General features: G+C 41.0%; 18 protein-coding genes. 14 read left to right on the forward strand and 4 right to left on the reverse strand.

The window, feature by feature from the left end; translation table 11 throughout:
• The first annotated feature begins 33 nt into the window (after window positions 1-33).
• From T543_RS10730 to T543_RS10770, 9 genes are all read left to right on the forward strand, one after another.
• A complete protein-coding gene (locus T543_RS10730) occupies window positions 34-1,974 on the forward strand; it encodes an ABC transporter substrate-binding protein (RefSeq protein WP_051638706.1) in 1,941 nt (646 codons plus the stop codon).
• A gap of 171 nt (window positions 1,975-2,145) precedes the next feature.
• Window positions 2,146-3,150: an ABC transporter permease gene (locus T543_RS10735; RefSeq protein WP_035768190.1), complete on the forward strand. Its 1,005-nt coding sequence runs from the start codon at window positions 2,146-2,148 to the stop codon at window positions 3,148-3,150.
• A gap of 17 nt (window positions 3,151-3,167) precedes the next feature.
• A complete protein-coding gene (locus T543_RS10740) occupies window positions 3,168-4,412 on the forward strand; it encodes an ABC transporter permease (RefSeq protein WP_035768192.1) in 1,245 nt (414 codons plus the stop codon).
• Between the two features lie 19 nt (window positions 4,413-4,431).
• Window positions 4,432-5,475 carry an ABC transporter ATP-binding protein gene (locus T543_RS10745; protein WP_035768194.1) on the forward strand — a complete coding sequence of 348 codons (1,044 nt, stop codon included), beginning with the start codon at window positions 4,432-4,434 and terminating at the stop codon, window positions 5,473-5,475.
• Window positions 5,432-6,298, forward strand: coding sequence for an ABC transporter ATP-binding protein (locus tag T543_RS10750; protein ID WP_081830026.1), 867 nt, complete (start codon window positions 5,432-5,434; stop codon window positions 6,296-6,298). The genes T543_RS10745 and T543_RS10750 overlap by 44 nt, the downstream gene beginning before the upstream one ends.
• Before the next feature lie 183 nt (window positions 6,299-6,481).
• Window positions 6,482-7,978: an aminopeptidase gene (locus T543_RS10755; protein ID WP_035768195.1), complete on the forward strand. Its 1,497-nt coding sequence runs from the start codon at window positions 6,482-6,484 to the stop codon at window positions 7,976-7,978.
• A gap of 41 nt (window positions 7,979-8,019) precedes the next feature.
• Window positions 8,020-9,099: a tRNA preQ1(34) S-adenosylmethionine ribosyltransferase-isomerase QueA gene (gene queA, locus T543_RS10760; protein WP_304412758.1), complete on the forward strand. Its 1,080-nt coding sequence runs from the start codon at window positions 8,020-8,022 to the stop codon at window positions 9,097-9,099.
• Between the two features lie 81 nt (window positions 9,100-9,180).
• Entirely contained in the window at window positions 9,181-9,531 is a 351-nt protein-coding gene (locus T543_RS10765; protein ID WP_035768197.1) for a PilZ domain-containing protein, read from the forward strand.
• 16 nt (window positions 9,532-9,547) lie between these two features.
• Complete coding sequence (locus tag T543_RS10770; protein WP_035768198.1) at window positions 9,548-10,798, forward strand: nucleotide sugar dehydrogenase; 1,251 nt, start codon at window positions 9,548-9,550, stop codon at window positions 10,796-10,798.
• Window positions 10,799-10,858: 60 nt separating this feature from the next.
• Here the strand turns inward: T543_RS10770 and aroA are convergent, their stop codons facing one another.
• Together aroA and T543_RS10780 are read right to left on the reverse strand one after the other, a co-directional pair.
• Window positions 10,859-12,190, reverse strand: a complete 1,332-nt coding sequence (aroA, locus tag T543_RS10775; protein ID WP_051638707.1) for a 3-phosphoshikimate 1-carboxyvinyltransferase — start codon at window positions 12,188-12,190, stop codon at window positions 10,859-10,861.
• 42 nt (window positions 12,191-12,232) lie between these two features.
• Entirely contained in the window at window positions 12,233-13,378 is a 1,146-nt protein-coding gene (locus T543_RS10780) for a prephenate dehydrogenase/arogenate dehydrogenase family protein (RefSeq protein ID WP_330369991.1), read from the reverse strand.
• Window positions 13,379-13,617: 239 nt separating this feature from the next.
• On the opposite strand from T543_RS10780, the gene T543_RS10785 reads away from it, so the two are divergent.
• From T543_RS10785 to leuS, 4 genes are all read left to right on the forward strand, one after another.
• Window positions 13,618-15,708, forward strand: a complete 2,091-nt coding sequence (locus T543_RS10785; RefSeq protein ID WP_035768201.1) for an elongation factor G — start codon at window positions 13,618-13,620, stop codon at window positions 15,706-15,708.
• 141 nt (window positions 15,709-15,849) lie between these two features.
• Window positions 15,850-17,799: an EAL domain-containing protein gene (locus T543_RS10790; RefSeq protein ID WP_035768202.1), complete on the forward strand. Its 1,950-nt coding sequence runs from the start codon at window positions 15,850-15,852 to the stop codon at window positions 17,797-17,799.
• A 186-nt stretch (window positions 17,800-17,985) separates the two neighbouring features.
• Window positions 17,986-19,431, forward strand: coding sequence for an ISLre2 family transposase (locus T543_RS10795; protein WP_035768204.1), 1,446 nt, complete (start codon window positions 17,986-17,988; stop codon window positions 19,429-19,431).
• 480 nt (window positions 19,432-19,911) lie between these two features.
• Window positions 19,912-22,329, forward strand: a complete 2,418-nt coding sequence (leuS, locus tag T543_RS10800) for a leucine--tRNA ligase (protein ID WP_035768206.1) — start codon at window positions 19,912-19,914, stop codon at window positions 22,327-22,329.
• A gap of 69 nt (window positions 22,330-22,398) precedes the next feature.
• Here the strand turns inward: leuS and T543_RS10805 are convergent, their stop codons facing one another.
• Window positions 22,399-23,286 carry a DegV family protein gene (locus T543_RS10805; RefSeq protein ID WP_035768207.1) on the reverse strand — a complete coding sequence of 296 codons (888 nt, stop codon included), beginning with the start codon at window positions 23,284-23,286 and terminating at the stop codon, window positions 22,399-22,401.
• 320 nt (window positions 23,287-23,606) lie between these two features.
• Here T543_RS10805 and T543_RS10810 point away from each other — a divergent pair, with 320 nt between their 5' ends.
• Entirely contained in the window at window positions 23,607-25,319 is a 1,713-nt protein-coding gene (locus T543_RS10810; protein WP_035768209.1) for a methyl-accepting chemotaxis protein, read from the forward strand.
• 208 nt (window positions 25,320-25,527) lie between these two features.
• On the opposite strand, the gene T543_RS10815 is transcribed toward T543_RS10810, so the two are convergent.
• The coding region (locus tag T543_RS10815; RefSeq protein WP_035766978.1) for an IS4 family transposase at window positions 25,528-26,665 on the reverse strand (1,138 nt) is incomplete at its 5' end.

Raw genomic sequence — 26,665 nt, forward strand, 5'->3', positions numbered from 1 at the left:
CCCCTAAAACATTCTTAAAAGGGAGGTAAGTTTATGAAGAGAAACTTGCAAAAGGTTATGTCACTTTTGAGCGTATCTGCACTTACACTGTCAATGATGGCAGGCTGCGGCGGCTCAAGCACCGACACAACCACAACCACGGAGACTCCTGCCGCTACAGAAGAAGCATCTGTAGAGGAAACAGCTGAGGAGACAACCGAGGAAGCTACTGAGGAAACAGAAGAAGCTACAGAAGAAGCCACAGAAGAGGCTGATGATACTGCTGCTGCAGATGCTGATTCAACTCCTCGTAACGAGACATTGTATTTTGCAGGACAGCAGTGGGGCACAATCAACGACTGGAATCCTATGTCTGCTAACTCAAACAATGCAATGGCTCAGACACAGAATGACCAGTCTCGTGAACTTGTGTATGAGACACTTTTCATGTTTAACATGAATGACGGTAAGCTTTATCCTCTGCTTGGATCAGAGTATTCATGGGATGATGGTCAGACAGAGCTTACTGTAAAGCTTAATCCTGATGCAAAGTGGAATGACGGCACACAGGTTACTGCAGAAGATGTAGCATATACATATGATACACATGTTAAGTATCAGTCTTCTACAGGTGCTGACTTCTCAACTTATATTGACAGCTTTGAAGTTGTAGATGATACAACAGTTGTTATCCATGCTAAGCTTGGCGATGACGGAAAAGCTATTAACCCTCTTAAGGTTACTAACTATCTCGCACAGGTTTATGTAATGCAGAAGGCATACCTTCAGACTGTAGAAGAGAGATGCGGTGAAGATCCTGATGCTGTTAAGCAGGATTCTATGGAAGATTGCGTAACATCAGGTCCTTACAAGAACTACATCGCAAATGATCAGAAGGTTGTTCTTATAAGAGATGACAATTATTGGGGACAGGCAGAGTCCATGTGGGGCAAGCTTCCCGTTCCGAAGTACATCGCTCATACAATTTACAAGGATAACGCAGCAGGTCAGGTTGCTCTTTCACAGGGTGAAGTTGACGTATGTCAGCAGTTCATCACAGATGTTCAGAACCTGTGGCTCGAAGATGATCTTCCTATTTCTACATGGCTTGATGATGCACCTTATGGAATGTGCGCTGTTATGCCTTCAATGTTCTTCAACGTTGAAAAGCCCGGCCTTGATCAGAAGGAAGTTCGTCGTGCAATAGCTATGGCTGTTGACTATGAGCAGATCATCGCATCAGCTATGTCAGGTCAGTCACCTACCTTCGATGAGTATCCCAGATCAGTTGTAGGACCTATCGATGCAGAGAGAGAGTATGTTGATTTTGATCAGCTTGAAGATCTTCAGTGGTCAAATGCCGATGTTGAGGGCGCTAATGCACTCCTTGATGAGGCTGGAATTGTTGATACAGACGGCGATGGAATCCGTGAGTACAACGGTGAGAACCTTTCCTTCAAGGCTGAGTGTCCTACAGGATGGTCAGACTGGAACGCATCAATGGAAATTGTTGCAGCAGCAGGTAAGAATATCGGTATCGATATCACAACATACTTCCCTGAAGCTTCTTCATTCTATGATGACATGACAACATGTAACTTCGATATCTGCATGTGGTCATCACCGGGACCCGGAATGATGAACCCTTATTCAAAGGCTATGTTCTACTTCTCAGAAGAGTATGCTAAGCTTGCATCTAACTGGAGTGGTAACTTTGGTCATTACATGAACGATGATGCTGAGGCTATACTTGAAGCTATTCCTACAGAGACAGACAAGGATAAGCTTAAAGAGTACTACACAGAGCTTTCCAAGATCCTTCTTGATGAGTGCCCTGCAGTTGCTCTTATGTATCGTCCTACATTGTTCTACGCAGTAAATGAGTCCGTATGGACCAACTATCCTGCAGCTGATGACGGAAGAAATATTCCTCCGACAGATTGTACAGACGGTTATGGTATTGCAGCACTTTATGAACTTGAGCTTGTTGAATAATCAGCTTTGTTCAATATAGTGGTATGAAAACTTGGGCTGCCGTTATCGGCGCAGGCGCTTATTATGGCGAGTTGCAGATTCGGCAGCCCTTTTTATACCCAAATATAGGTACTTTTTTTGAGAATTAGCAAGAAATAACCGGCGCAAATTTGCAGAAGGGAGGTATTCAAATTGAAAGGTTATAAAAAATATTATGGTCAGAAAATATTCTGGTATTTTTTGACACTCATTTTCGCTGTTATTCTCAACTTCGTTCTGCCGCGGTTGATGCCCGGGAACCCTGTTTCTTCTATAGCATCTAAGGCAGTATCCGGCATGACGGATTCAACAGCTATTCAGAAGGTTTTAAATGAGTACGCAGAAAAATTCGGTATAAATGAGCCGATGTATAAACAGTTCTTTATGTGGCTCGGAAATGCCCTTAAGGGGGATTTTGGTGTTTCCTTCAGCCAGTATCCGAGACCTGTTTCAGACATCATCGCTTCATCAGTATGGTGGACGGTATGTCTTCAGCTTCCTGCAATTATTGTAGGATGGATTCTTGGTAACATACTTGGAGCAATTGCCGCTTATATCAAAGGTGCTTTTGATAAGGTAATTCTTCCTGTATTTCTTTTTATCGGAAATATTCCGGCATTTGGTATGGCAACAGTACTGCTGTATCTGTTTGCAATTAAACTGAAACTGGCTCCGTCATCTGGAGGATATGGATTTGACCTTATTCCCAATATGAGCTGGACATTTATTAAATCGATTATTGCGCACTATCAGCTGCCGTTCTGGTCAATTGTTCTTATCACAATCGGCGGACAGGCAATCGGTATGCGATCAATGTCTATATATGAACTTAATGCTGACTATGTTAAGTATTCAAGATTCCTTGGAATAAAGGATAACAAGATTGTAGGCTACGTTTTCAGAAACGCAATGCTTCCTCAGATTACAGGACTTGCTCTTTCCCTTGGAACAATGATGGGTGGAGCACTTGTAGCAGAGATGGTATTCTCTTATCCCGGACTTGGAATGACACTTCTTACAGCTGTAAACGGTCAGGATTATCCGCTGCTTTCAGCTTGTACACTTATCATTACCATAATGGTTCTTATTGCAAACCTTGTTGTTGAACTTCTTTATGGTGTTATCGATCCCAGAGTTAAAGCAAATCAGATGGATTAAGGAGGGAGGACTAAATTATGAAAAATACAATAAAACAGATCTTCCATTCCGGAAAATTTCTGTTTGGTTTTGTAATATTCTTATTCATACTTCTTATGTGCATAATTTATCCTATCTTTGTGACGGCTGATCCCTTGCAGATGATAGGACAGGGTAACTTTTTTAAGCCCGGCACATATGTATCGGTAGAAGAATCTACACTTGAAAAAAGCTATACACTTCAGCTTCCGAAACAGTTTTCAAAGCTTGATGCAGTGCTTGATGTTGATACCAGAGCAAAGATTCAGGAATTCCTTATTAAGCAGGCAGGAGTAGCGGAATCTGAGATAGATGTCACAGATGCTGAAGGTCTTGTATCTCTCTGGCAGGCAAATTATGATCCGAACACAAAGTACAGTGGACTTACATCTGCAAAGAGAAAAGCTTTAAAGAGACTTGATTCTGATATTAAGGCAGCAATGAAGGATTCAGGAGTTATAGTCGCTGAGAAAAATGAAGAGGGCGAACTTGAGCAGTCCAAGGTAATTAAGGATACGGATTATATCAATATAAATGATGTAACAAAAAAGACCTTTATCCTTGGTACCGACAACTTTGGACGTGACGTACTTACAGAGCTTGTTGCAGCTACAAAGTCATCACTTAAGATCGGACTTCTTGCAGGACTTATTGCAACTGCAATCGGACTTTTGCTTGGACTACTTGCAGGATATGTTGGCGGACTTGTAGATAACATCATTATTTTCATAACAAACCTGTTCACCGTAATACCTTCATTTGTAATCCTTATTCTTATATCTTACAGTGTAGGAGATAAGGCAAGAGGTATCATAATGGTTGGTGTCATAATCGGACTTACATCATGGCCGTGGACAACACGTTCAGTTCGTTCACAGGTTATATCACTTAGAAACCGCGACCATGTTAATCTGTCAAAGCTATCAGGTCACAGCATGTTCAGGATTATCTTTACAGACATCCTTCCTTACATTGCTTCCTACGTAGTAATGGCTATGATCCTTCAGATTTCATCAGGAATCCTGGCAGAAGCACAGCTGTCCATGATAGGCCTTGGACCTGCTACGACAGAGACAGCAACACTGGGACTTATGATGCAGTGGGCTATGCAGTATTCTGCACACCTCAATGGTTCATGGTGGGCATATTTCCCGGTTGTAATACTGATTGCGCTGATTTCATTCTCATTAAATCTTATGAACACAGGAATGGATCAGGTATTCAACCCGCAGCTTCGTGATTGATGGAAAGGAAAGGTTAAGTATGGGAAAAGTAATGCTTGAGGTAAAAGACCTCAAAACAAAATATATAACCAGATTCCATGAGGACGTGTATGCGGTTGATGGTGTTTCTCTCAAGGTAGAGGAAGGAAAATCACTGGGTATTGCCGGAGAATCCGGATGCGGTAAATCAACACTTGCACTTTCACTTATGGGATACTATTTTGCACCGCTCCATTATATAAGTGGAGATATCATTGTAGATGGTCAGACAATTTCTAATATGAAGCCGGATGATGTAAGAAGAAAAATACTCGGTAACGAAATAGCTTACATCCCTCAGGCTGCCATGAATGCGCTGAACCCTACACAGAAGATTATCAGATTCATCGAGGATGTTATTCATGCTCACGGCATTAAGATGACTAAGAAAGATATCTATGATATGGCAAGAGAGCGTTTCGCAGAGCTTGGACTTCCTGAGGAAGTTTTGGAGAAACATGCGGTTGAACTCTCAGGTGGTATGAAACAGCGTACCGTTATTGCTATATCAACTATTCTTTCACCCAAGGTACTTATTGCAGATGAGCCTTCATCAGCACTTGACGTTACATCCCAGAAGATGGTTATCAGAATGATGAGAGAACTTATGGAAAAGGGCTACATTAAGTCCATGATTTTCATAACTCACGAGCTTCCTCTTCTATATAATGTAACAGACGATATAGCAGTTATGTATGCAGGTCAGTTTGTAGAACTTGGAACTGCAAAAGAGATGGTATTTGATCCGGTTCATCCTTACGCAAAAGGTCTTATGGGATCAATCATAGTTCCCGAAGAGGGCATGAAGTCACATGCACTCACAGCTCTTAAGGGAACACCGCCTAACCTTAAGAATCCGCCAAAGGGCTGCAGATTTGCACCCAGATGCCCCTATGCTGTTCCTACATGTACAGCAATGGCACCGGATGAAAAGGAATTTGAAAACGGCAGATGCTATCGCTGCCTGATGTCAGTAAGAAAATTAAGGGAGGTATATGCTAATGGAGGCGACAACAAACCAGAGCCAGAAACAGAATTCGACTGATGCAAAGAAAGCTGCTCCAAAGCCCTGCCTCTCCGGAAGAGGTATTACCAAGGTATTTGGTGTAGGTAAGGTCCAGACAGTAGCAGTTGACCATGTTGATTTTGACTTTAATGAAGGCGAAATCATATCAATTGTTGGTGAGTCGGGAAGTGGTAAGACTACTCTTTCCAAGATGCTTCTTGGACTTATCAGTGTAACCGAAGGCGAGATTGAGTATCAGGGTAAACCAAGAGATATCAGTTCCGCATCAAAGAAAAAAGAGTATTGGAAGAATATCCAGCCTATTTTCCAGGATCCTTTTTCTTCCTATAATATGTTCTATAAGATTGATGCAGTACTTGATGACTGCCTCAACATGAGAGGGTTCAAGCACCTTCCCGAAGAGCAGAAGATTCAGATGAAAACTGAGGCCTGCAGCTTCGTTAACCTTAAGTATGCAGAGCTTACAAACAAGTATCCTTTTGAGCTTTCAGGCGGACAGATGCAGAGACTTATGATCGCAAGAATCTTCCTCTTAAAGCCGAAGATCCTTATGGCCGATGAGCCTACATCCATGATCGATGCATGCTCACGTGCGACGATCCTTGATATGCTCTTAAAGCTTAGAGATGAGATAAACATGACGATTATCTTCATCACTCATGATATTGGACTTGCATATTACATTTCCGATAAGGTATATATTATGGAACATGGCAAATTTGTGGAGTCCGGCACAGCTGAGGATGTTATCATCAATCCCAAGGCTGACTACACAAAGCGCCTTATAAGTGACGTACCTAAGATTTACGAGAAATGGGATCTTGATACGGTTGCAAACTAAAAATGTTCTTACATGAGAAAATGGGGCGATAGAATATGTATGCACCCTGCTGCTGATAATTTGGCGGCAGGGTGTTTTCGTTTTTATTGAAACTGATGAGGATTTAATTTATCATATATAAGAATGGCTTAATGTAAATGTACCTATAAAAGATACATAGGAAGATATAGAAAGGAACACATTATGAAAAGAAAAAACGTATGGACAAAATATAATGCCAAACAGCTCAAGGAAGTGGAGGCTTTTGCTGATGATTACAAGAGCTTCCTTGATAATGCCAAGACAGAGAGAGAAGCAATCGACTGCATCGTAAACGAGATCGAGGCTGCAGGCTATCGCGAACTTAACACACTTCTTAATGGTAAGACCAAGCTCAAAAAGGGCGACAAGGTTTATAGTGTATGGATGAATAAATCTATCGCCATGTTCCAGATTGGTTCGGAACCCCTTGAAAATGGCATGAACATTCTCGGTGCTCACATCGATTCACCCAGAATGGATGTAAAGCAGAACCCTTTGTACGAAGATACAAGTATTGCATATCTTGATACCCATTATTATGGAGGAATAAAGAAATATTTATATGTTGCAATTCCCCTTTCACTTCACGGTGTTGTTGTGAAAAAGGACGGCACAACAGTTCAGCTAAACGTGGGAGAGGATGAGGATGATCCGGTATTCTTTGTAAGTGATCTTCTTATTCACCTTTCAGGTGACCTCATGAGCAAGAAGGCAGCTACAGTTGTTGAAGGTGAAGCTCTTGATCTTGTAGTTGGTTCAAGACCTTTCGTGATCGAGAGCGATGAAAAGAAAAAGGCTGACAAGAAGAATACTAAGCTCACAGAAGGTCAGCAGTATGCAGTAAATTATGAAAAAGAAGAGAAAGAGGAAAGCGGTCAGATTTCCGGTGCTGTAAAGCGTGGCGTTCTCGGTATCTTGAATGACCTTTACGGAATCGAAGAGGAAGACTTCCTTTCAGCTGAGCTTGAGATCGTTCCTGCAGGAAAAGCAAGAGATGCAGGTTTTGACCGTTCAATGATCCTTGGCTACGGACAGGACGACAGAGTATGTGCATATCCTTCAATGAGAGCACTCCTTGAAGTTAAGAACCTTAAGAGAACAGGATGCTGCATCCTTGTAGATAAAGAAGAAATCGGCAGCGTTGGTGCAACCGGTATGCAGAGCAGATTCTTTGAAAACGCTGTTGCAGAGCTTATGAACCTCTGCGGTGAGTATTCTGACCTTGCGCTCAGAAGATGCCTTGCAAATTCATGCATGCTCTCAAGTGATGTAAGTGCTGCATTCGATCCTATGTATGCAGGACAGTTTGAGAAAAAGAACGCAGCATATCTTGGATGCGGACCTGTATTTAACAAGTTCACAGGAAGCCGCGGAAAGTCAGGCTCAAATGATGCAAATGCTGAGTTTATCGCACATATCAGAAGCATTTTCGAAGAGGATGATGTTGATTTCCAGACAGCAGAGCTTGGTAAGGTAGACGTAGGTGGCGGCGGAACTATCGCTTACATTCTTGCACTCTACGGAATGAATGTTATTGATTCAGGCGTTGCAGTTCTTAACATGCATGCACCGTGGGAAGCAACATCAAAGGCTGATATTTACGAAGCATTAAGAGGATATAAGTCATTCCTTAATAAAGCCAGTCTTACAAACATGTAATTTGTAGGAAAAAAGCTTTGCATATTATTTAGGAGTAAAAATTGAGTAACACAGAAAATATCGAAAAAGACCCTAATCTCGGTCTTAGAACAAGTGACTATTATTTTGATCTTCCACAGGAGCTTATTGCGCAGGATCCGATGGAGAAAAGAGATGAGTGCAGACTGCTTACTGTAAATAAAAATACCGGTAAGATAAAGCATCAGATTTTCAGCGAAATAATAGATTATTTGAAGCCCGGAGACTGCCTTGTGCTTAATAACACAAGGGTCATTCCGGCAAGACTCCTCGGAGAAAAAGAGGATACAAAAGCAGCAGTAGAGATACTGCTCCTTAAAAGAAGGGAAGCAGATGTCTGGGAGACACTTGTTAAACCCGGTAAAAAGCTAAGACCCGGTGCCAGGGCATCATTTGGTGGCGGAATTCTTAAGGCGGAAATACTCGATGTGGTAGAAGACGGAAACAGACTTGTGAAATTCTACTACGACGGAATATGGGAGGAGGTTCTTGACAGGCTTGGTGAAATGCCGCTTCCTCCGTATATTACACATAAGCTTCAGGACAAAAACATGTACCAGACAGTTTATGCAAAATATGACGGATCAGCAGCTGCTCCAACCGCAGGACTTCATTTCACAAATGATCTTCTAAGGAGAATAGAAGATAAAGGTGTAGACCTTGCCTATGTAACTCTTCATGTTGGACTTGGAACCTTCAGACCTGTAAAGGTGGACAATGTGCTTGAACATCACATGCACACTGAATGGTATCAGGTTACGGATGAAGCTGCAGAGAAGATAAACCGTGCCAAAAAGAATGGCCACAGGGTTATATGTGTAGGAACAACAAGCTGCAGAACTATAGAAAGTGCGGCCGGTGAGGATGGAACTATCGAAGCTTCAAGCGGTGATACTTCTATTTTCATTTATCCGGGATATAAGTTTAAGCTTATGGACTGCCTTATAACCAATTTCCATCTTCCCGAATCTACTCTTGTAATGCTCGTTTCCGCGCTTGCAGGAAGAGATAATGTGCTAAATGCATATAAGGAAGCAATAAAAGAAAAGTATAGATTTTTCTCTTTTGGAGATGCTTGTTTCTTTACTGATGATGAGATATAAGCTATATTTAATATATAAACCTGTGCTCGTGTTTCGCCATGAAGACAGCATAAATACATAAGTTTTTTCGAGAGGGGATTTATGGAAGAGAGAAGAAAGTACAGAAGACTTGATCTTGAAGGTGAACTTTTGATGAAGCCTATAGCTTCAGAGGATGAAGTGACTCCGATTCCGATTTCAATTGTTGACTGTTCCAGAGGCGGAATGGGATTTCAGTCAGATCAGCAGCTCATTATGGGCGATAATTACGAGGCTAATCTGACCATCTGGACTAAAGAAGTCATACATGTATTCATAAAGATAGTCAGGGGAACTATGCTGGATGATTCATATTCTTATGGTGCTATCTTTATCGGAATGCCTGAATATGACAGACAAAGAATAGCTGTCTATGAGACTGTTCAGGAGACGCTTTCAGGAGACAGAGTATAAAAGGAAGAATATTGTAATGCGTGATTTTAACGACTTAAAGATAACTGTGGCAGGCGCAGGATACGTAGGCCTTTCAATTGCTACACTTCTTTCACAGAGTCATGAAGTAAGAGTTGTGGATGTTATTCCTGAAAAGGTTGATATGCTTAACAGCAGAAAATCACCTATACAGGATGAATATATCGAGAAATATTTAGTAGAGAAGGAACTGAATCTTAAAGCAACTCTCGATGGTGAAAGTGCTTATAAGGATGCTGATTTTGTAATAATTGCAGCTCCGACCAATTATGACAGCAAGAAGAACTATTTTGACACAAGTGCTGTTGAAGCTGTTATTGATCTTGTAATGAAGGTTAATCCCGATGCCTACATGGTTATAAAGAGTACCATTCCTGTAGGATACACAGAGAAAATAAGGAAAAAGACAGGCTCTGATAAGATTCTCTTTAGTCCTGAATTTTTGAGGGAATCAAAAGCTCTCTATGATAATTTGTATCCAAGCCGCATAATCGTTGGCACAGATGAGAACGATAAGAACCTTAGTGATGCTGCTCATACTTTTGCAAGACTCCTTGAAGAAGGCGCTATCAAAGAAAATATCGATGTTCTCTATATGGGCTTTACAGAGGCTGAAGCAGTAAAACTGTTTGCAAATACTTATCTTGCACTCAGAGTTTCATACTTCAATGAGCTTGATACTTATGCTGAGATGAAAGGTCTTGATTCAGACCATATAATAAAAGGCGTATGCCTCGATCCAAGAATCGGTGATTTCTACAACAATCCTTCATTTGGATACGGCGGTTACTGCCTGCCCAAGGATACCAAGCAGCTTCTTGCCAATTACTCTGACGTTCCGGAGAATCTTATAGAAGCAATTGTAGAATCAAACAGAACAAGAAAAGACTTCATCGCTGACAGAGTACTGGATATTGCAGGAGCATACGGCAATAGCGATGCTTATGATGCAAAGAAAGAACATGAAGTTATAATAGGTGTTTACAGGCTTACTATGAAGAGCAACTCCGATAACTTCCGCCAGAGCAGTATTCAGGGAGTTATGAAGAGAGTAAAGGCCAAGGGAGCGACAGTAATTATTTATGAGCCCACACTTGAGGATGGAACTACTTTCTTTGGAAGTAAAGTGGTGAATGACCTTAATGAGTTCAAGAAAATGAGCGGCGCCATAATTGCCAACAGATATGATTCCGCGCTTGACGATGTGGCCGAAAAAGTTTATACAAGAGATATATTTAAAAGAGATTAAGCTAATAAACGCGACGTCACAAATAGTTCTGTGACGTCGCTTTTTTATAACCTCGAAATTTTAGTATATTAGTGAATGCAGATCTTTGAAGAAAGTGGGATAGGAGATTCCTACGCACTTATCATCAAGGATCCTTGTCTCGCCTTCCGCTGCAAGAGCAGCTATGGCAAAGCTCATTGCAATGCGGTGATCCTTTTCACATTCGATATCAGCACCGACAAGTCCTTTGCCTCCGTTTATTATCATGCCGTCTTCTGTAGGCTCAACGTCAACACCCATGGCTTTTAGATTATTGCAGATAGCAGCTATTCTGTTGGATTCTTTTACTTTAAGCTCCTGAGCATCTTTGATTATGGTAGTGCAGTTGGCGGTTGAAGCGACTACAGCAAGTATCGGTATCTCATCGATCATTGTGGGAATGACTTTCCCTGATACTTCAAATCTGCCGTTTTCATTACCGTGAAGCTCTGAATATCTGACATGAAGATCTGCTCTTGGTTCAATTGATTCATTTACGTTTTCAAGTTCGATATCAGCCCCCATCTGTGTGAGTACGCTTAATATTCCTGCGCGGGTTTTGTTTATGCCGACGTTGTGGATTACGATGTCAGAACCCGGAACCATAAGGGCTGCAGCAATAAAGTAAGCGGCAGATGAGATATCTCCCGGAACATTTATTTTTGTCCCGCGAAGAGGCATGCCGGGATGAAGAATAGCAGCGGCGCTTCCCCTTACATCCACTTCATTGTGAACATCTGCGCCAAATGCTCTTAGCATGATCTCTGTATGGTTTCTTGAAAGAGCAGGTTCGTATACAACGGTATCACTGTCCGAATAGAGGCCTGCAAGCAGGATGCAGGATTTTACCTGAGCTGATGCAACCGGACTGTGATAGGATATTCCCATAAGTTTTTTTCCGCCCTTTATAAATAGCGGAGTACAGTCGTTGCCGCCTACGGATACAATATCAGCACCCATTTGTTTCAATGGCTTCATTATTCTCTTCATGGGACGCTTTGATATGGATTCATCTCCTGCGAGCATGGAATCAAAAGGCTGTGCTGCAAGAATTCCTGCAAGGAGTCTTGTTGTTGTTCCGCTGTTTCCGGTGTAGAGCGTTGATGAAGGTGCGCTAAGACCATGGATGCCTTTTCCATGCACAGTAATAGTAGGAACACCATTAAGGGGCCTTTGCGTGTGCTCGATAAGGATCCCAAGCTGTTTGAAGCATTCGATTGTTGATAAGCAGTCAGCACCCTTTAAAAAGCCGGTTATCTCAGTTGTTCCTTCGGATAATGCTCCGAACATAATACTTCTGTGAGAGATTGATTTATCACCGGGGACAAAAACGTGACCGCTCAGGGGCTTAGTTGGTTTTTCAAGTTTGATCATAGATGCGTTTCCCTCTTTCTTTACTATTTTCCCAAATGTTTTTTAGTCTACGGACGGATAGCCGTGATTTTCCAGTAGTGTAAGTGCTTTTTCCATGGCTTTTCCATCGTGGAACTCTATACTTAATGTACCATGTTCATATTCCCTGTTATGAACGATACCGATATTCTTGATATTGATTCCATTGACAGATAAAAGAGTAGCAACTGATGCAATGTTGCCGGGTTCGTCCGCAATGTCCACGCGGATGATATAGGTCTTTTGTATCGGGCCGCTTCTTACGTCATTAAATGAGTCTCTGTAGGATCTTGCATTTGAAAAGAAATCCATGAGAGCTTCACCATCTGTATTATCTATTACTTCTTTCATTCTGCAAAGATAATCTATGTATTTTTCCAGAAGTGTTGAAATATTTTTATGATTCGTAAGGCAGATCTGCTGAAGCATGTCAGGAGAAGATGAGGATATTCTTGTTATATCCTTGAATCCACCTGCTGCAATAGTTTTCATTAGACCGTCACTTTCATCACTGTCATGAACCAGATTGACGAGGCATCCGCTTATAACATGCGGAACGTGGCTTATTGCGGCGGTGATATAGTCATGCCTTGAGTAGGGGACTATCAAAGGCGTTGCGCCCATAAGCTCCACAAGCTGTCTGTAGTTTTCAAGCCTGTCTGCGGAGGTGCTATCTGTCTTGGTTAATATATAGTAGGCATTTTCAAGTATCGATGCCTTTGAATTGATATAACCGATCCTCTCTGTGCCGGCCATTGGATGACCGCCGATGAACTGATCTTCAAGTCCCAACTCTTTTACATGTTCGTGAATACTTGTTTTAACGGAACCGATATCAGTAAGTGTTGTCTTCTTATTAAGATATGGTTTTAGTGCAATAAGGTTATCGTTATTGCGTTCAATTGGTGCGCATAAAAAGATGTAGTCGCAATCTGAAAATCTATCATCTATCTTATCTACAGCCTCATTTACGACACCATCTTCCTTTGCTTTGAGAGATGTTTCGGGGTGAGGTGTATACGATTTTATGTATATTTCAGGCGCTTTTTCTTTAATGGCGCGGGCCATTGAGCCTCCGATGAGTCCCAGTCCGATGAATCCGCAAACCAGATTTTTTGTGTCCATAATTTTTATGTCCTTGTTTGTTTTTTGTATTGATTTGGTAATTATTAAAACATGTCAATATTTACCTGATCATAGCTACTATACCACGTTAAAGTGTGAAAGACAATGCGATATAAGTACTTTTAACATAAAACATCAAATTTGTTGTATCGATTGTGCAAATTTAACTGAATTACTTGTATTGTATGCACAATTTTAGTAGAATATTGTCATAGGGTTTGGGGGAATTCTAAACATGTCTCATGTATATTTACCCAAAAATTTAATTACTGGAGGATGACATAATGAAGGTTTACACAACTGACAAAATTCGTAACGTGGTACTTCTGGGTCATGGAGGAGCAGGAAAGACATCTCTTGCAGAGGCAATGGCATATCTTTCCGGAATTACATCCAGAATGGGAAAAGTGGCTGACGGAAATACCGTAAGTGATTTCGATAAGGAAGAGCAGAAGAGACAGTTTTCAATCAGTACGACAAATATCGCGCTTGAGTGGGATGATCACAAGATCAATGTTCTTGATGCTCCCGGATTCTTCGATTTCGTCGGAGAAGTAGAGGAAGCAATAAGCGTTGCCGATGCAGCTATTATCGTTGTATCAGGTAAGGCAGGTGTTGAAGTAGGTACAGACAGAGCATGGGAACTGTGCGAAAAATATAATATTCCGAGAATGATCTTTGTATCCGATATGGATATCGATGATGCTTCTTACAGACAGGTTGTACAGGATCTCGTTGACAAATATGGCAAGAAGATCGCACCTTTCAACCTTCCTACACGTGAAAATGAGAAGTTTGTAGGCTACGTTAATGTTATCCAGGAAAAGGGCTTCCGCTGGGAAGGTAAGGATGCTATCGAGTGTGAAGTTCCTGAGTATAACGTTGAGTACTTAAAGCAGTATCGTGACACTCTTATGGAAGCTGTAGCTGAGACCAGTGAAGAGTTCATGGACAGATACTTCAGTGGCGATACATTCTCAGAACAGGAGATAAGAGCTGCTCTTAGAAACAACGTGTGCGAAGGCTCGATCGTTCCTATCGAGATGGGATCAAGTATCCTTGCTCAGGGTGTTTACACACTTCTTGATGATATTGTTAAATACATGCCTTCTCCTGAAAACAGGAAGATGGCAGGTATCAATATGAAGACAAATGAGATATTCGAAGCAAACTTCGACTTCTCAAAGCCAAAGACAGCTTTTGTATTTAAGACAATGATGGATCCTTTCATTGGTAAATATTCAATGATCAAGGTTCGCTCAGGTGTCCTTAAGACAGATGATCTCATGTATGATTCCAATAAGGATTCAGAGCTTAAGATCGGTAAGATCTATGTAATGCAGGGCAACAAGACTATCGAAGTTCCCGAGCTTCATGCAGGTGATTTCGGTGCTCTTCAGAAACTCGATATCAGTACAGGCGATACTCTTTCAACCAAGGCAAATCCTGTACAGTATGCAAAGATGGATATTTCACAGCCTTATACCTACATGAGATACAAGGCAAAGAATAAGGCTGATATCGATAAGATTGCTCAGTCACTTGCTAAGCTTTCTGCAGAGGATGCTACACTTAAAGTTGTAAATGATGCTGAAAACCATCAGACACTCATCTATGGTATGGGCGATATGCATCTTGAGATTGCAGTAAGTAAGCTCCTTAATGAGTACAAGGTTGGTATCGAACTTGACAAGCCGAAGGTAGCTTTCAGAGAGACAATCAGAAAGAACTCCGATGTTGAATACAAGTACAAGAAGCAGACAGGCGGACATGGTCAGTATGGTCACGTAAAGATGCGTTTTGAACCTTCTTATGACGATTCTAAGCCTTATGTATTTGAGCAGGAAGTTGTAGGCGGAGCTGTTCCCAAGAATTACTTCCCTGCTGTAGAAAAAGGAATCGCAGAGTGCTGCCAGAGAGGACCTCTTGCTGCATATCCCGTAGTTGGTGTTAAAGCTGTTTTATATGATGGATCATATCATCCGGTTGATTCATCCGAAATGGCATTCAAAGTTGCTGCAAGCGGAGCTTTCAAGAAAGGATTCCTTGAGGCTACACCCGTTCTTTTAGAGCCTATAGCATCTCTTAAGGTTACAGTGCCTGATTCATTTACAGGTGATGTAATGGGTGACCTCAATAAGAGACGTGGTCGCGTACTTGGAATGAATCCTACCGGAAACGGAAAGCAGATCATTGAGGCTGATGTTCCGATGATGGAACTTTATGGATATTGCACAACGCTTCGTTCAATGACCGGCGGTGCAGGCGATTATGAATACAGCTTTGCAAGATATGAGCAGGCACCAGGCGATATCCAGCAGAAGGAAGTTGCTGCAAGAGCAGAAAAGGTAAAGGAAAACAATACCGAAGACTGATAATAATCTATAAAGAACAAAGCGCTATCTCATTTTGGTGGGATAGTGCTTTTTTATGGTTTTTTAAGGGTTTCTTTAATTGGTTTTGATACATGTGTGATAGGATGATTCTAGAATAGTGTTTAACTGAGAGGGGTTACTATGTTCTTTTCCAATATGCGTCATGCTTTTAAATATGATTTGTTCGGAGAATACGCAGGTCTGGGGCTATCTGTCCTTCTTCTGGTTTTTATGATCGTATCAAAACCAAAGAAAACAAAGGCATTCATATTCCTTTTTTCCGGAACAATTCTTGCTGTAGCAGCAACTATAGTGCAGATTGCAATAGCAAGGATAGCCGGTAACGTAGAGGAACTATATGATAGAAATGTGTTTACTGCTCTTATTGCAATCTTTCTTACTCTTTATGCGATAATTCTTATAGATATCTTTAACTATATTGTTCTTCTTAGCGAAAAGAAAATAAAAAAGAGGACTGTAACAGCTGCAATATATATAGTAATAACAATGGTCTATATCATTGGTGCGGTGAGAAGTATTCTTCTTAAGCTCTTTTTCTATGTAAGAAGCGATGGTGTTGACATCACTCATTTTACCAGATTCTACTGTACGGCGGGGATTCTTTGCGCCCTGGTATGTATGGTCATTGTCTTTTTCAGAAGAAGTGATATTTCAAGAGTTATAAAAAGAGGTGTGTTTATCACTGCTCCTATCGTGATAATCGTTCTGATATTGCAGATGCAGTCAAGACATATGATTTTCAGCGCGATCACATATGTGGTACCACTCTTTTCATTTTATCTTTTGTTTCACTCCAATCCTTATGATGAAATAACCGGTTCGCAGAATATAAATGCTATGGAGAGCAGATTTCTGCGCAATCTTAAGTCAAAGAAAACTTTTTATCTGGCTTATTTTGATTTTCCGCAGATCATAGATTCGAGTTCAACGCATGACTATAATGCTATTTCCGTTATGCTGGCCGATCTATGCAGAGCTATAGAGAGACTCTCAAAGAGGATATATCTTTACAGAGTGAATTACGGTACATTTCTTGCTATCTTCGAAGTGAAAGAACGCTCCGATGCTGAAAATTATGCAGAGCTTATAAGGGATATACTTGATAAGTTCTGCGACAATACTGTTGAACAACTTCATTATTTCCTGGGAGTGTGCGGTGACAGCAAAAGATTTGGAACTTTTGGAAATAAATGGACACAGTCCTTTATGCACTATCTTAGAATAAAATATTCTAAGGATGGAGAAAATGTATACTATTTTGCCAAGGGAGCCGATTTTAGAGAGTTTGATGAGACATATAAGATCGAACAGGCATTAAATGATATCAGAGCCACTATGAATCCGGATGATGAAAGGATACTGTGTTATGCACAGCCTATATACAGTGTTGACAATAATTCTTTCAGGTCGGCTGAAGCTCTCATGAGACTTGAAATTGACGGAAAGATGATCCCGCCGGATCAGTTTATAAAAATTGCGGAAAAAGAAGGCTGTATCCATGCGCTCACAGTCATAATGATGCATAAGGTATGCAAGGCGGTAGAAGAACTTGCGAGGGACTACGATTTTGATGCGGTTACGATCAACTGCTCCACAATGGATTTTGTCGATAAGCATTTTCACAGGGAGATAATGGACATAATCCACAGCTATAAGATCGATCAGAAGATGATAAGACTTGAGCTTACTGAAACAATGATGGCAGAAAACTATGATGCTGTAAGGCATAATATGGACAGGTTAAACAGAGAAGGCATACAGCTATATATGGATGATTTCGGAACAGGCTATTCCAATCTGGAGAGAGTACTTGACGTTCCTGTTCAGACGATCAAGTTCGACAAATCCCTTTTGTATAAATCTATAGAAGATAAGAGAGTGGATGATATCATTACATTTATGATAGATATGTTCAAAAAGAACGGATTTATCACACTTGTCGAGGGTGTCGAAGATGAAACTCAAAAGAAATACAGCTTAGAAAGAGGTTTTGATTACATTCAGGGTTATCATTACGCAAAGCCCGCACCGATAGATAATCTTAAAAAGTATTTTGTAAAGAAAAGCTGATATAAGTATCGTATTTAAGGGGCTCTTTGCCGGCAGTTGCGGTTTTGTTCTGCAATATTCGGCATGGAGCCCTTTTTAACGGAGTAAAGAAATTGTCAGTTGAATTAAGATAAAAAATGAGAGTACAAACCTTTTTGGGTATAATAAGTTCGTCAAAACAAAAAAACTCAGAAAAGGAGTACTCTCATGGACATTGTAACACTTTTAGAACAGCTTATGGCTGGTATTTTTGATGCGGAGAAAAAGTATCTGAATAACCCTAAGGACTTTTACACACTGGAAACATCAGTTAAATCTACTACAGATGCATTTGCTGCGTCATTTTTAGGTATCATTCTCACCTCAATGAATAAGGCTATATGTGACTCTGGATGGCGAGAAGGTCACTATACATGTCAACGAACAAGAGAAAGGATGCTTATAAGTTCTGTAGGAGATATTCATTTTGAATGCACTAACTTTCGGCGAGTAGATGACGGTTCATATCACTATCTTCTAGAAGAGATAATGGGATTGTCAAAGAAAGAGAGATTTACTGAAGGAGCAGAGGTTGCAATACTGACAGAGGCGTTAAAGACCAGTTATCAGGAAGCAACTACTGTGATCCCTTCAAAGCAGAAAATAACAAAAACTACCGTGATGAATAAGGTGCACCGTATAGCGGAAGAAATGCCTATAGAGTATCCAGATGAGAAAAAATCATGCGAGTACCTATTTATTGAGGCTGATGAAGATCACGTAGCTGAACAACATGGGAGATACCCCAGACTTGAGCCTAATGGAAGCTTTATAAGCAGGCTGGTATACATCTATGAGTACAAGATGGAATTACCTAACTGTAAGGGCAGAAAACAGCTTGTGAACAAGTTTTACTTTGGAGGCTTGTATCAGGGAAGTGATGGAGTAGAAAAACTCTGGAAGAAGGTGGCTGACTTTATTGATAATTCATACTATTCAGATGACATAAGCCACATCTACATAAGTGGTGATGGTGGTGGATGGATCAAGACCGGCGCCAAGATCATAAATAAAGCATTGTATTGCGCTGACAAGTATCACCTTGTGAAGTATATAAATGCAGCATCCAGGCAATTATTAGACAGTGCAGATGAAGTTAAAGCCGAACTGTATCATTTCATGTACAAGAAAAATATCAGAGGTTTTAAAAAGCTTATCAGCCAGATGAAAGAATCTACAAATGATCATAAGGCAGTCACAGACCTAGAATCATATGTGCTTGGCAACTGGAGCGCAGTAATGAGAACACTGCACGAAGAAGTAGTAAAGGGATGCAGCGCAGAGGGACATGTAAGTCATGTGCTTTCTGACAGACTTAGCTCCAGGCCTAAAGGTTGGAGTCAGACAGGTGCTGACAGGATGAGCAAACTCAGATGCTATGAGCGTAATTACGGAAGGTCAAAGATAATTGATCTTGTAAGATACAGCAGGCAAGAAAGAATACTGGGAAGAACCGGTACAGATGATATAGAGGTTCTAGAATTATCATCACACGACATGATGGTTGATCATTACAGTCAGGCGCGAAGCTATATAGACAGGATACAGGCAACAATACCAGGCTATACAGCTAGAAAAAGTGCATCCATAAGAGAACAGCTAAAACTGATTTAATAAGGAAGCAGCCCCTTACGGCGCTGCCTTGAATAAAGGGCGCCAGAGCGCCCAATAACTCATTCCTGCGTTGATTACAGAGTATCAGTATATTTAGTCATGTCAAAGATGCTTCGCACCGCAGGCTAGTCCTTGACATGACTAAATATACTGATAAAAAAGTTAACAAGCAGGAATGAGTTAGGATGCAGTTAACTGCTGCGATTTAAATGAGAGAGCTTGCGGTAGCGTAGCGGACGCAAGGTTCCATTTTTGACAGAATGGATAGTTGGAAGTAAACTTTAGGAAATAAATCTGATGAATCTATACCCAAGGGGTATCTCTAATTATTTCCAACTGTCAATAAGTTTACTCTGTCGCCCTTTTTAGGGCGCTTGAATGTGACTTTTTTATATGGTAAAATTTTGAACGGTTATTTTATGAATTAATCTGTAGTGTTTTCGCATTTTGCAGATATTTTAATAAAAAAGAGGTAATCAGATGTCAGAGTTATACAATCACAAAGAAGTTGAACAGAAATGGCAGAAAATCTGGGACGACGAGAAGGCATTTGCTGCAAGCAATGATTATTCAAAGCCCAAGTTTTATGCTCTGGTTGAGTTCCCATATCCTTCAGGACAGGGACTTCATGTAGGACATCCCCGTCCGTATACTGCGCTTGATATTGTTGCACGTAAGCGCAGGATGCAGGGATATAACGTTCTTTATCCTATGGGTTGGGATGCTTTCGGTCTTCCGACTGAGAACTTTGCTATTAAGAATCATATTCATCCCAAGATCGTAACAGCAAATAATGTAAAGAAGTTTAAGGGACAGCTTCATTCTCTTGGCTATTCTTTTGATTGGGACAGAGAGATCAATACAACAGATCCCGGCTACTACAAGTGGACACAGTGGATCTTTTTAAAGCTGTTTAAGGCAGGTCTTGCATATAAAAAGGAAATGCCTATCAACTGGTGTACTTCATGTAAAGTAGGTCTTGCAAATGAAGAAGTTGTTAATGGTGTTTGTGAGAGATGCGGCTCTGAGGTTGTCCGCAAGGTTAAGAGCGAGTGGATGCTCAAGATCACAGAGTATGCTGATAAGCTTATTGATGGTCTTGACGACGTTGACTATATCGAGAGAGTCAAGGTTTCACAGAAGAACTGGATTGGCAGAAGTACAGGTGCGGAAGTTGATTTTGCAATAAAGGATACAGATGATGTCCTTACTGTATATACAACACGTTGCGATACATTGTTTGGTGCAACATATATGGTTGTTTCACCTGAGCATCCTTACCTTGATAAGTATAAGGAGAGGATCGCAAACTGGTCAGATATTGAGAAGTACCGCGAAGAAGCTTCCAAGAAGTCTGATTTCGAGAGAGCTGAGCTAGCAAAAGACAAGACAGGTGTTCAGATTGACGGCCTCTGTGCAATAAATCCCGTAAACGGAAAAGAGATTCCGATCTGGGTATCAGATTATGTACTTATGAGCTATGGTACAGGTGCTATCATGGCCGTTCCCGCACATGATGACAGAGACTGGGAGTTTGCAAAGAAATTTAACCTTCCCATCATCCAGGTTGTTGCAAAGGATGGCGAGGAAGTTGACGTTAATGAAGCGGCATTTACTGATGTAGCTACAGGCGTACTTATTAATTCAGATTTCTTAAATGGTTTATCTGTAAGCGATGCTAAGGCAAAGATGATCGAGTTCCTTGGTGAGAAGAAGATTGGTCATGCCAAGGTTAACTACAAGCTTCGTGACTGGGTATTCTCACGTCAGCGTTATTGGGGTGAGCCTATTCCGATCGTTGAATGTCCTAAGTGCGGATATGTGCCGATAGATGAGTCAGAGCTTCCGCTTCTGTTACCTGAGGTTGAGAGCTACGAGCCCACAGACAACGGTGAGTCTCCGCTTGCTGCTATGACAGACTGGGTAAATACAACATGTCCTTGCTGCGGAGGACCCGCTAAGAGAGAAACAGATACAATGCCTCAGTGGGCAGGATCTTCATGGTATTACCTCAGATATACAGATCCTACCAACGAAAACGCACTTGCAAGCAAGGAAGCACTTAAATACTGGCTTCCTGTAGACTGGTACAACGGAGGTATGGAGCATACAACACTTCACCTTCTTTACTCAAGATTCTGGCATAAGTTCCTCTATGATCAGGGCGTAGTACCTACAACAGAGCCTTATAAGAAGCGTACAAGCCACGGTATGATCCTTGGTGAAAACGGCGAGAAGATGAGTAAATCCCGTGGTAACGTAGTTAACCCCGATGATATCGTTGAGGATTACGGTGCAGATACTCTTCGTACTTACGAGATGTTCATCGGTGCATTTGATCTTGCAGCTTCATGGTCTGAAGACGGTGTAAAGGGCTGCCGCAGATTCCTTGAGAGAGTATGGAAGCTCCAGGATCTTATAGTAGACGGAGATGAGTATTCAGATGATCTTAAGGCTGAGATGCACAGAACAATCAAGAAGGTAAGCTCAGACTTTGAGAACCTTAAATACAACACAGCTATAGCAGCTATGATGTCACTTATAAATGATTTCTATAAAAAGAATGCCGTAACAAAGGCTGAGTATAAGACACTTCTTATCTTGCTTAACCCTGTTGCACCTCATATCACTGAGGAACTCTGGCAGCTTGTTGGATTTGAAGGAAGAGTTTATAAGCAGACATGGCCTGAATATGATGAGGCCCTTACTGTTGAGAGCACAATTGAGATTGCTGTTCAGGTTAACGGTAAGGTTCGTGCCACAATCACAATTGGCAAGGATGATCCCAAGGATGCAGTACTTGCTAAGGCAAAAGAAGCTATTTCAGGCAAATTTACCGGCAACATCATAAAGGAAATCTATGTTCCCGGTAAGATCTGCAACATCGTAATGAAATAAAAAACATTAAGTAATAAATGCACACTGCCCACATCTCGAGATGTGGGCAGTTTTAGTAATAAAAATTATTTAATCATTTTCGGTTCTTTCTTTTCCGATGAAGAAAAGAGCTACTGTTCCGGGGCCGGTGTGGCTTCCGATTGTTGTTCCTATATCGTAGATCTGTATTTTTCCCTTCATGGTAGGGATAAGCTTCTCAACTTCTTCAATCAGCATGTTTGCATCTTCCATGCATGCAGACTGGGAGATATAGCATCTTCCGTTGTAGGATGCACCGCCGTCTGCACATTCAAGCATTTTCTTTGCACAGGCCTTAATAACAGCGGATTTTCCTCTAAGCTTTGCCTTGGGGATAAGACGTCCTGCATAATCCACATGAAGGAGCGGACATATTTTCAGTGCGCCGCCAAAGAATCCTGCGGCTTTGGAAACACGGCCTCCACGCACAAGATAAGTAAGATCGGTTGTGAAGAACCAGTGATTAATCTTTAGTCTGGTTTCAAGAATATAGTCTTTTAACTCATCAATGCCAAGACCCTCGTCTCTTTTATCTGCAATTTCATGCATAAGCAGACCGTAGCCTGAGGAAGCTGCACGTGAGTCGATAATGTATATTTTTCTGTCCGGGAACTCTTCCCTTAAGGTATCAGCAGCAATATTAGCTGAATTGATGGATCCGGATATTCCTGAGCTTAGTGTCAGGTGGATTATATCTTTGCCTTCCTCAAGAAATGGCCTGAAGTGATTCATGTATTCTTCTGTATTTACCTGAGATGTCTTGGTCATGGCACCGTCTGCCATGGCTTTATAGAAATCTGAGATGGGATATTCGCCATCATCCAAATACTGTTTCCCATCTAATTCAAAATGAAAACTAACAACTTTTATATCTCTTTTTTCAAACTGCTCTTTTGTAAGATCTGCTGTAGAGCAACAGCTTAAAACATAATCTGACATAGCACCTCCGATCAGTTAGCACATCGCTTGCATAATTTGGCTTAGTTATTTAAGAAACGATGTACTAGTGCGATCCAATCTTAAACAGGTTAGAACAAATAGAATTCTAACACATTTTACAAAATAACTAAAATGGTGGTTTGCTTTTTGGTTTATCACCACTTTTGATGCGCATATGCGTGATTTTTTATCAATAATACATGTAAAGCATTTATTAAATTTATGTAAAAACGTAATAATTGTGATGAAAATAGCGATTGTAGTGTGTACAATTATATTAGATTTCATAAACATGTTTATCTTGTGAGGGAGATGACGATATGAGTATAAAAGACATTATCAGCGTAGATGAAAAGAAAATCCACAACATGAATGTGCAGAATAAATTTGAGTCTACATTCAGACATATTATCATAATGTCTGTTGTGGCGGTTGCCATTTTGGCTATCACGATTGTTTCCAACATTTTATCGATCAGGACTATATACAAAAAGTATTACACCATGAATACAATTCAGGCGGAGATCAGAATTGACGTTCAGGCTTTGTCCAAGGCATTTTTGTGGGCGCTGTCTTCTCCGGATGAGGGTATAAGGCAGGAACAGCTTGAAAAAGCAATGAGCAAATTTGCAGATTTCAATGATAACCTGGATGCGCTGTCAAAGGTTGTGGATGATACTACTGCTATAAATGCGGTGTCTCAGGACTTGAAAACTGTAGAAGCTAATGGAAAAACGCTTGGCAGCATGTTTACCGATGGATCTTCCGCTGAAGATATTTTCTATTATTTCAATGATACACTGTATCCTTCAATAGACGTAGCGGTTCAGGACTTCAAAGCAGTTTCTTCAAGTTCAATGGAGCTTGCCCAAAAAGCCTATGTAAATTCCATTATCCTCGCTGCAGTAATGTCTGTGATCACAATGATCGTGGTGGTACTGCTCCTTGTTTATATTCTGGATGTAAAGAAAAAGCTGTCGAAGTCAATCCTTGTGCCCGTTAAGGAGATCACCAAGGCAGCAGATGATATGGCAAAAGGCATACTTGATATTACGATTGATTATGAGTCAGAGGATGAACTTGGTGAACTTGCCAAGGATTTGAATGATTCGACTGCGGCAACTGGGAAGATCATTCTTGATATAAGAGATACACTGAAAAATGTTGCTGATGGAGACTTCACACAGGGAACTCTTCATCCCGAGCTTTATAAAGAAGATTATGCTCCAATAAGTGAAGCACTCAATGATATCACAAGTGCTCTTTCAGATACGCTTCTTCACGTAAAAGAATCATCCAGTCATGTATCGGAAGGTGCAAGTGGAATGAGCAGAGGCGCTACAGAACTTGCCGAGGGTGCAACTGATCAGGCTGCTGCTGTTGAGGAACTTACAGCATCTGTTAATACAGTTACAGAGCAGACAAAGAACATGGCTGCCACAGCTGAGAAATCTATGAAGATGGCGAACAGGGTTCGCGAAGATGCGGATACAAGTGCAAGAAAGATGCATCTTGTAACAGACGCCATGACAAGGATCACCGAGGCGTCTAATGAGATCGAACAGGTAACAAATACCATCGAGTCTATAGCAAAACAGACTCAGCTCCTTGCCCTTAATGCTTCCATAGAAGCTGCAAGAGCAGGCGAGAGCGGAAAAGGATTTGCGGTTGTTGCAGAGGAAATCAGTGCACTTGCTTCTCAGAGTTCTGAAGCTGCCAAGAATACTCATCAGCTCATCCAGGATACGATGGAAGAGATTAGAAATGGTAATGATGTAGTTGGTGAAACAACAGAGGCTCTTACAAATATGCAGAATTCTGTTGAGGAGATCACAGCAATGATCGAAGAGACAGGAGAGATGGCAGAGAATCAGGCACAGAGTATGTCCGAGATCAATGAAGGAATTGACCAGATTTCCAATGTTATTCAGAGCAATTCGGAGACTGCTCAGGAATCAAGTAATGTATCGATTACCCTTACAGAGCAGTCAGAAGATCTCAACAGACTTATCAACCAGTTTAAGCTTAGATGATATATTGAGAGAAGTGGGTGGTACCCGGGGACGGGGTCAATGTCATTTAGATAGTTATTAAAGTAAGAATAGTGTATCATTAAAAGCATGATAATCACAAACACGATACAGCCAGTTCTCGGGTTTACGGTCAAAAATTCTATTTTTGAAAAAGGCAAACAGACAGTCTGCGGAGGCTGCCTACTGAAAGGTATTTAGTTGTTTTTGGTTATCGGTATGACAATGGTTTGGCCGATTGGCGACGCATGATTCTTTTGAATTTGCGTCCCGGTCGGACTGCCACCAAAAATTTATTCATCAGCTTTTCCAGATTGAGTATTCTTTCTATAAGGAAAAGTCTCACAAACTTCTGCATCTGCGTATGGTTAAAGTTATATGTATAAGCAGTCTTCGAAGTTTCTCTTTTGGTCATTGCTTTAGTGATACATGACGAGAAGTTATAAAGTGTCAGCTTTCCATATATTTCCTGTATTAAAAAGTCGGGTTTTATCGAGTGGATATGTACCATATTTCCTGCATACTTAAGATGACGGAACGCTGTTTCCTCGCCCCATCTAAGGTTATATAGGTCTTTGATCAGTTTTAATGGAAATTCATTTGAAGGAAGGTTTGTTGCGATATACTCCATTTTTCCGCTAGAGAGCGGGAATTTCAGCACTCGAAAGTTGAGAATATCTATATCGTCAGCGTTCGGAGCAATGAAATCATATCTGTGCCTTTTACGCACAAAATGGTAGTTTCCATACTTCCGGTTAGATTTTTTACGCCTTCTGCCAACATGAATAGAAATATCTTCATCGACATATGCTCCATCCATTATATGTGGCTGACTAGGGCATAGATTTAATGCATCAGTTTCTTTCATACGGAACAAAAACAATTGGTTATTACGAAGAGCATGCGCATAGTTGTTGAATGTGGCATATCCTCGATCGGCAATGTAGATTGTCTTACTACATAGCTTTGAATGTTTATCAAGGAATCTGCAGAAAGCACCATTTTCGTCCATTTCATTCATTCCTTGAATTTCAACATCAATGAATAAGTCGTTCAAGATATCGTAAAGAGCATTCATGTGAGCCTGATTAAAGCCTTTACGTCCTTCTATGTTATTGACCAAAGTACGGTGGTCAGAAGGATTGTAAGGAAGATTGAGCCGAGTACCATCGCAGGCAATAAGCCTGTAACCACGAAAAGTTTTTGTTACAGGGATTGTTCTATTAAACAGAAAAAACAATTCCTTGAAAGCCTCTTTTTTTATCTGGTTTCGGCGCTGGATCATAGCAGAAGGCAGCGGGAGATCTTCTTCTCCAAACAGATCAAGAAGCTCTGTTGCAACGTTATCA

The organism is Butyrivibrio sp. NC2002 (assembly GCF_000702265.1).
Classification (GTDB): Bacteria; Bacillota; Clostridia; order Lachnospirales; family Lachnospiraceae; genus Butyrivibrio.

What these genes read in the sequence shown, in the direction of transcription:
- T543_RS10730 (WP_051638706.1), top strand. Translation starts at nt 34, where the DNA reads ATGAAGAGAAACTTGCAAAAGGTTATGTCACTTTTGAGCGTATCTGCA.
- T543_RS10740 (WP_035768192.1), top strand. Translation starts at nt 3,168, where the DNA reads ATGAAAAATACAATAAAACAGATCTTCCATTCCGGAAAATTTCTGTTT.
- T543_RS10745 (WP_035768194.1), top strand. Translation starts at nt 4,432, where the DNA reads ATGGGAAAAGTAATGCTTGAGGTAAAAGACCTCAAAACAAAATATATA.
- T543_RS10750 (WP_081830026.1), top strand. Translation starts at nt 5,432, where the DNA reads ATGGAGGCGACAACAAACCAGAGCCAGAAACAGAATTCGACTGATGCA.
- T543_RS10755 (WP_035768195.1), top strand. Translation starts at nt 6,482, where the DNA reads ATGAAAAGAAAAAACGTATGGACAAAATATAATGCCAAACAGCTCAAG.
- T543_RS10765 (WP_035768197.1), top strand. Translation starts at nt 9,181, where the DNA reads ATGGAAGAGAGAAGAAAGTACAGAAGACTTGATCTTGAAGGTGAACTT.
- T543_RS10770 (WP_035768198.1), top strand. Translation starts at nt 9,548, where the DNA reads ATGCGTGATTTTAACGACTTAAAGATAACTGTGGCAGGCGCAGGATAC.
- aroA (WP_051638707.1), bottom strand. Translation starts at nt 12,190, where the DNA reads ATGATCAAACTTGAAAAACCAACTAAGCCCCTGAGCGGTCACGTTTTT.
- T543_RS10785 (WP_035768201.1), top strand. Translation starts at nt 13,618, where the DNA reads ATGAAGGTTTACACAACTGACAAAATTCGTAACGTGGTACTTCTGGGT.
- T543_RS10790 (WP_035768202.1), top strand. Translation starts at nt 15,850, where the DNA reads ATGTTCTTTTCCAATATGCGTCATGCTTTTAAATATGATTTGTTCGGA.
- T543_RS10795 (WP_035768204.1), top strand. Translation starts at nt 17,986, where the DNA reads ATGGACATTGTAACACTTTTAGAACAGCTTATGGCTGGTATTTTTGAT.
- leuS (WP_035768206.1), top strand. Translation starts at nt 19,912, where the DNA reads ATGTCAGAGTTATACAATCACAAAGAAGTTGAACAGAAATGGCAGAAA.
- T543_RS10805 (WP_035768207.1), bottom strand. Translation starts at nt 23,286, where the DNA reads ATGTCAGATTATGTTTTAAGCTGTTGCTCTACAGCAGATCTTACAAAA.
- T543_RS10810 (WP_035768209.1), top strand. Translation starts at nt 23,607, where the DNA reads ATGAGTATAAAAGACATTATCAGCGTAGATGAAAAGAAAATCCACAAC.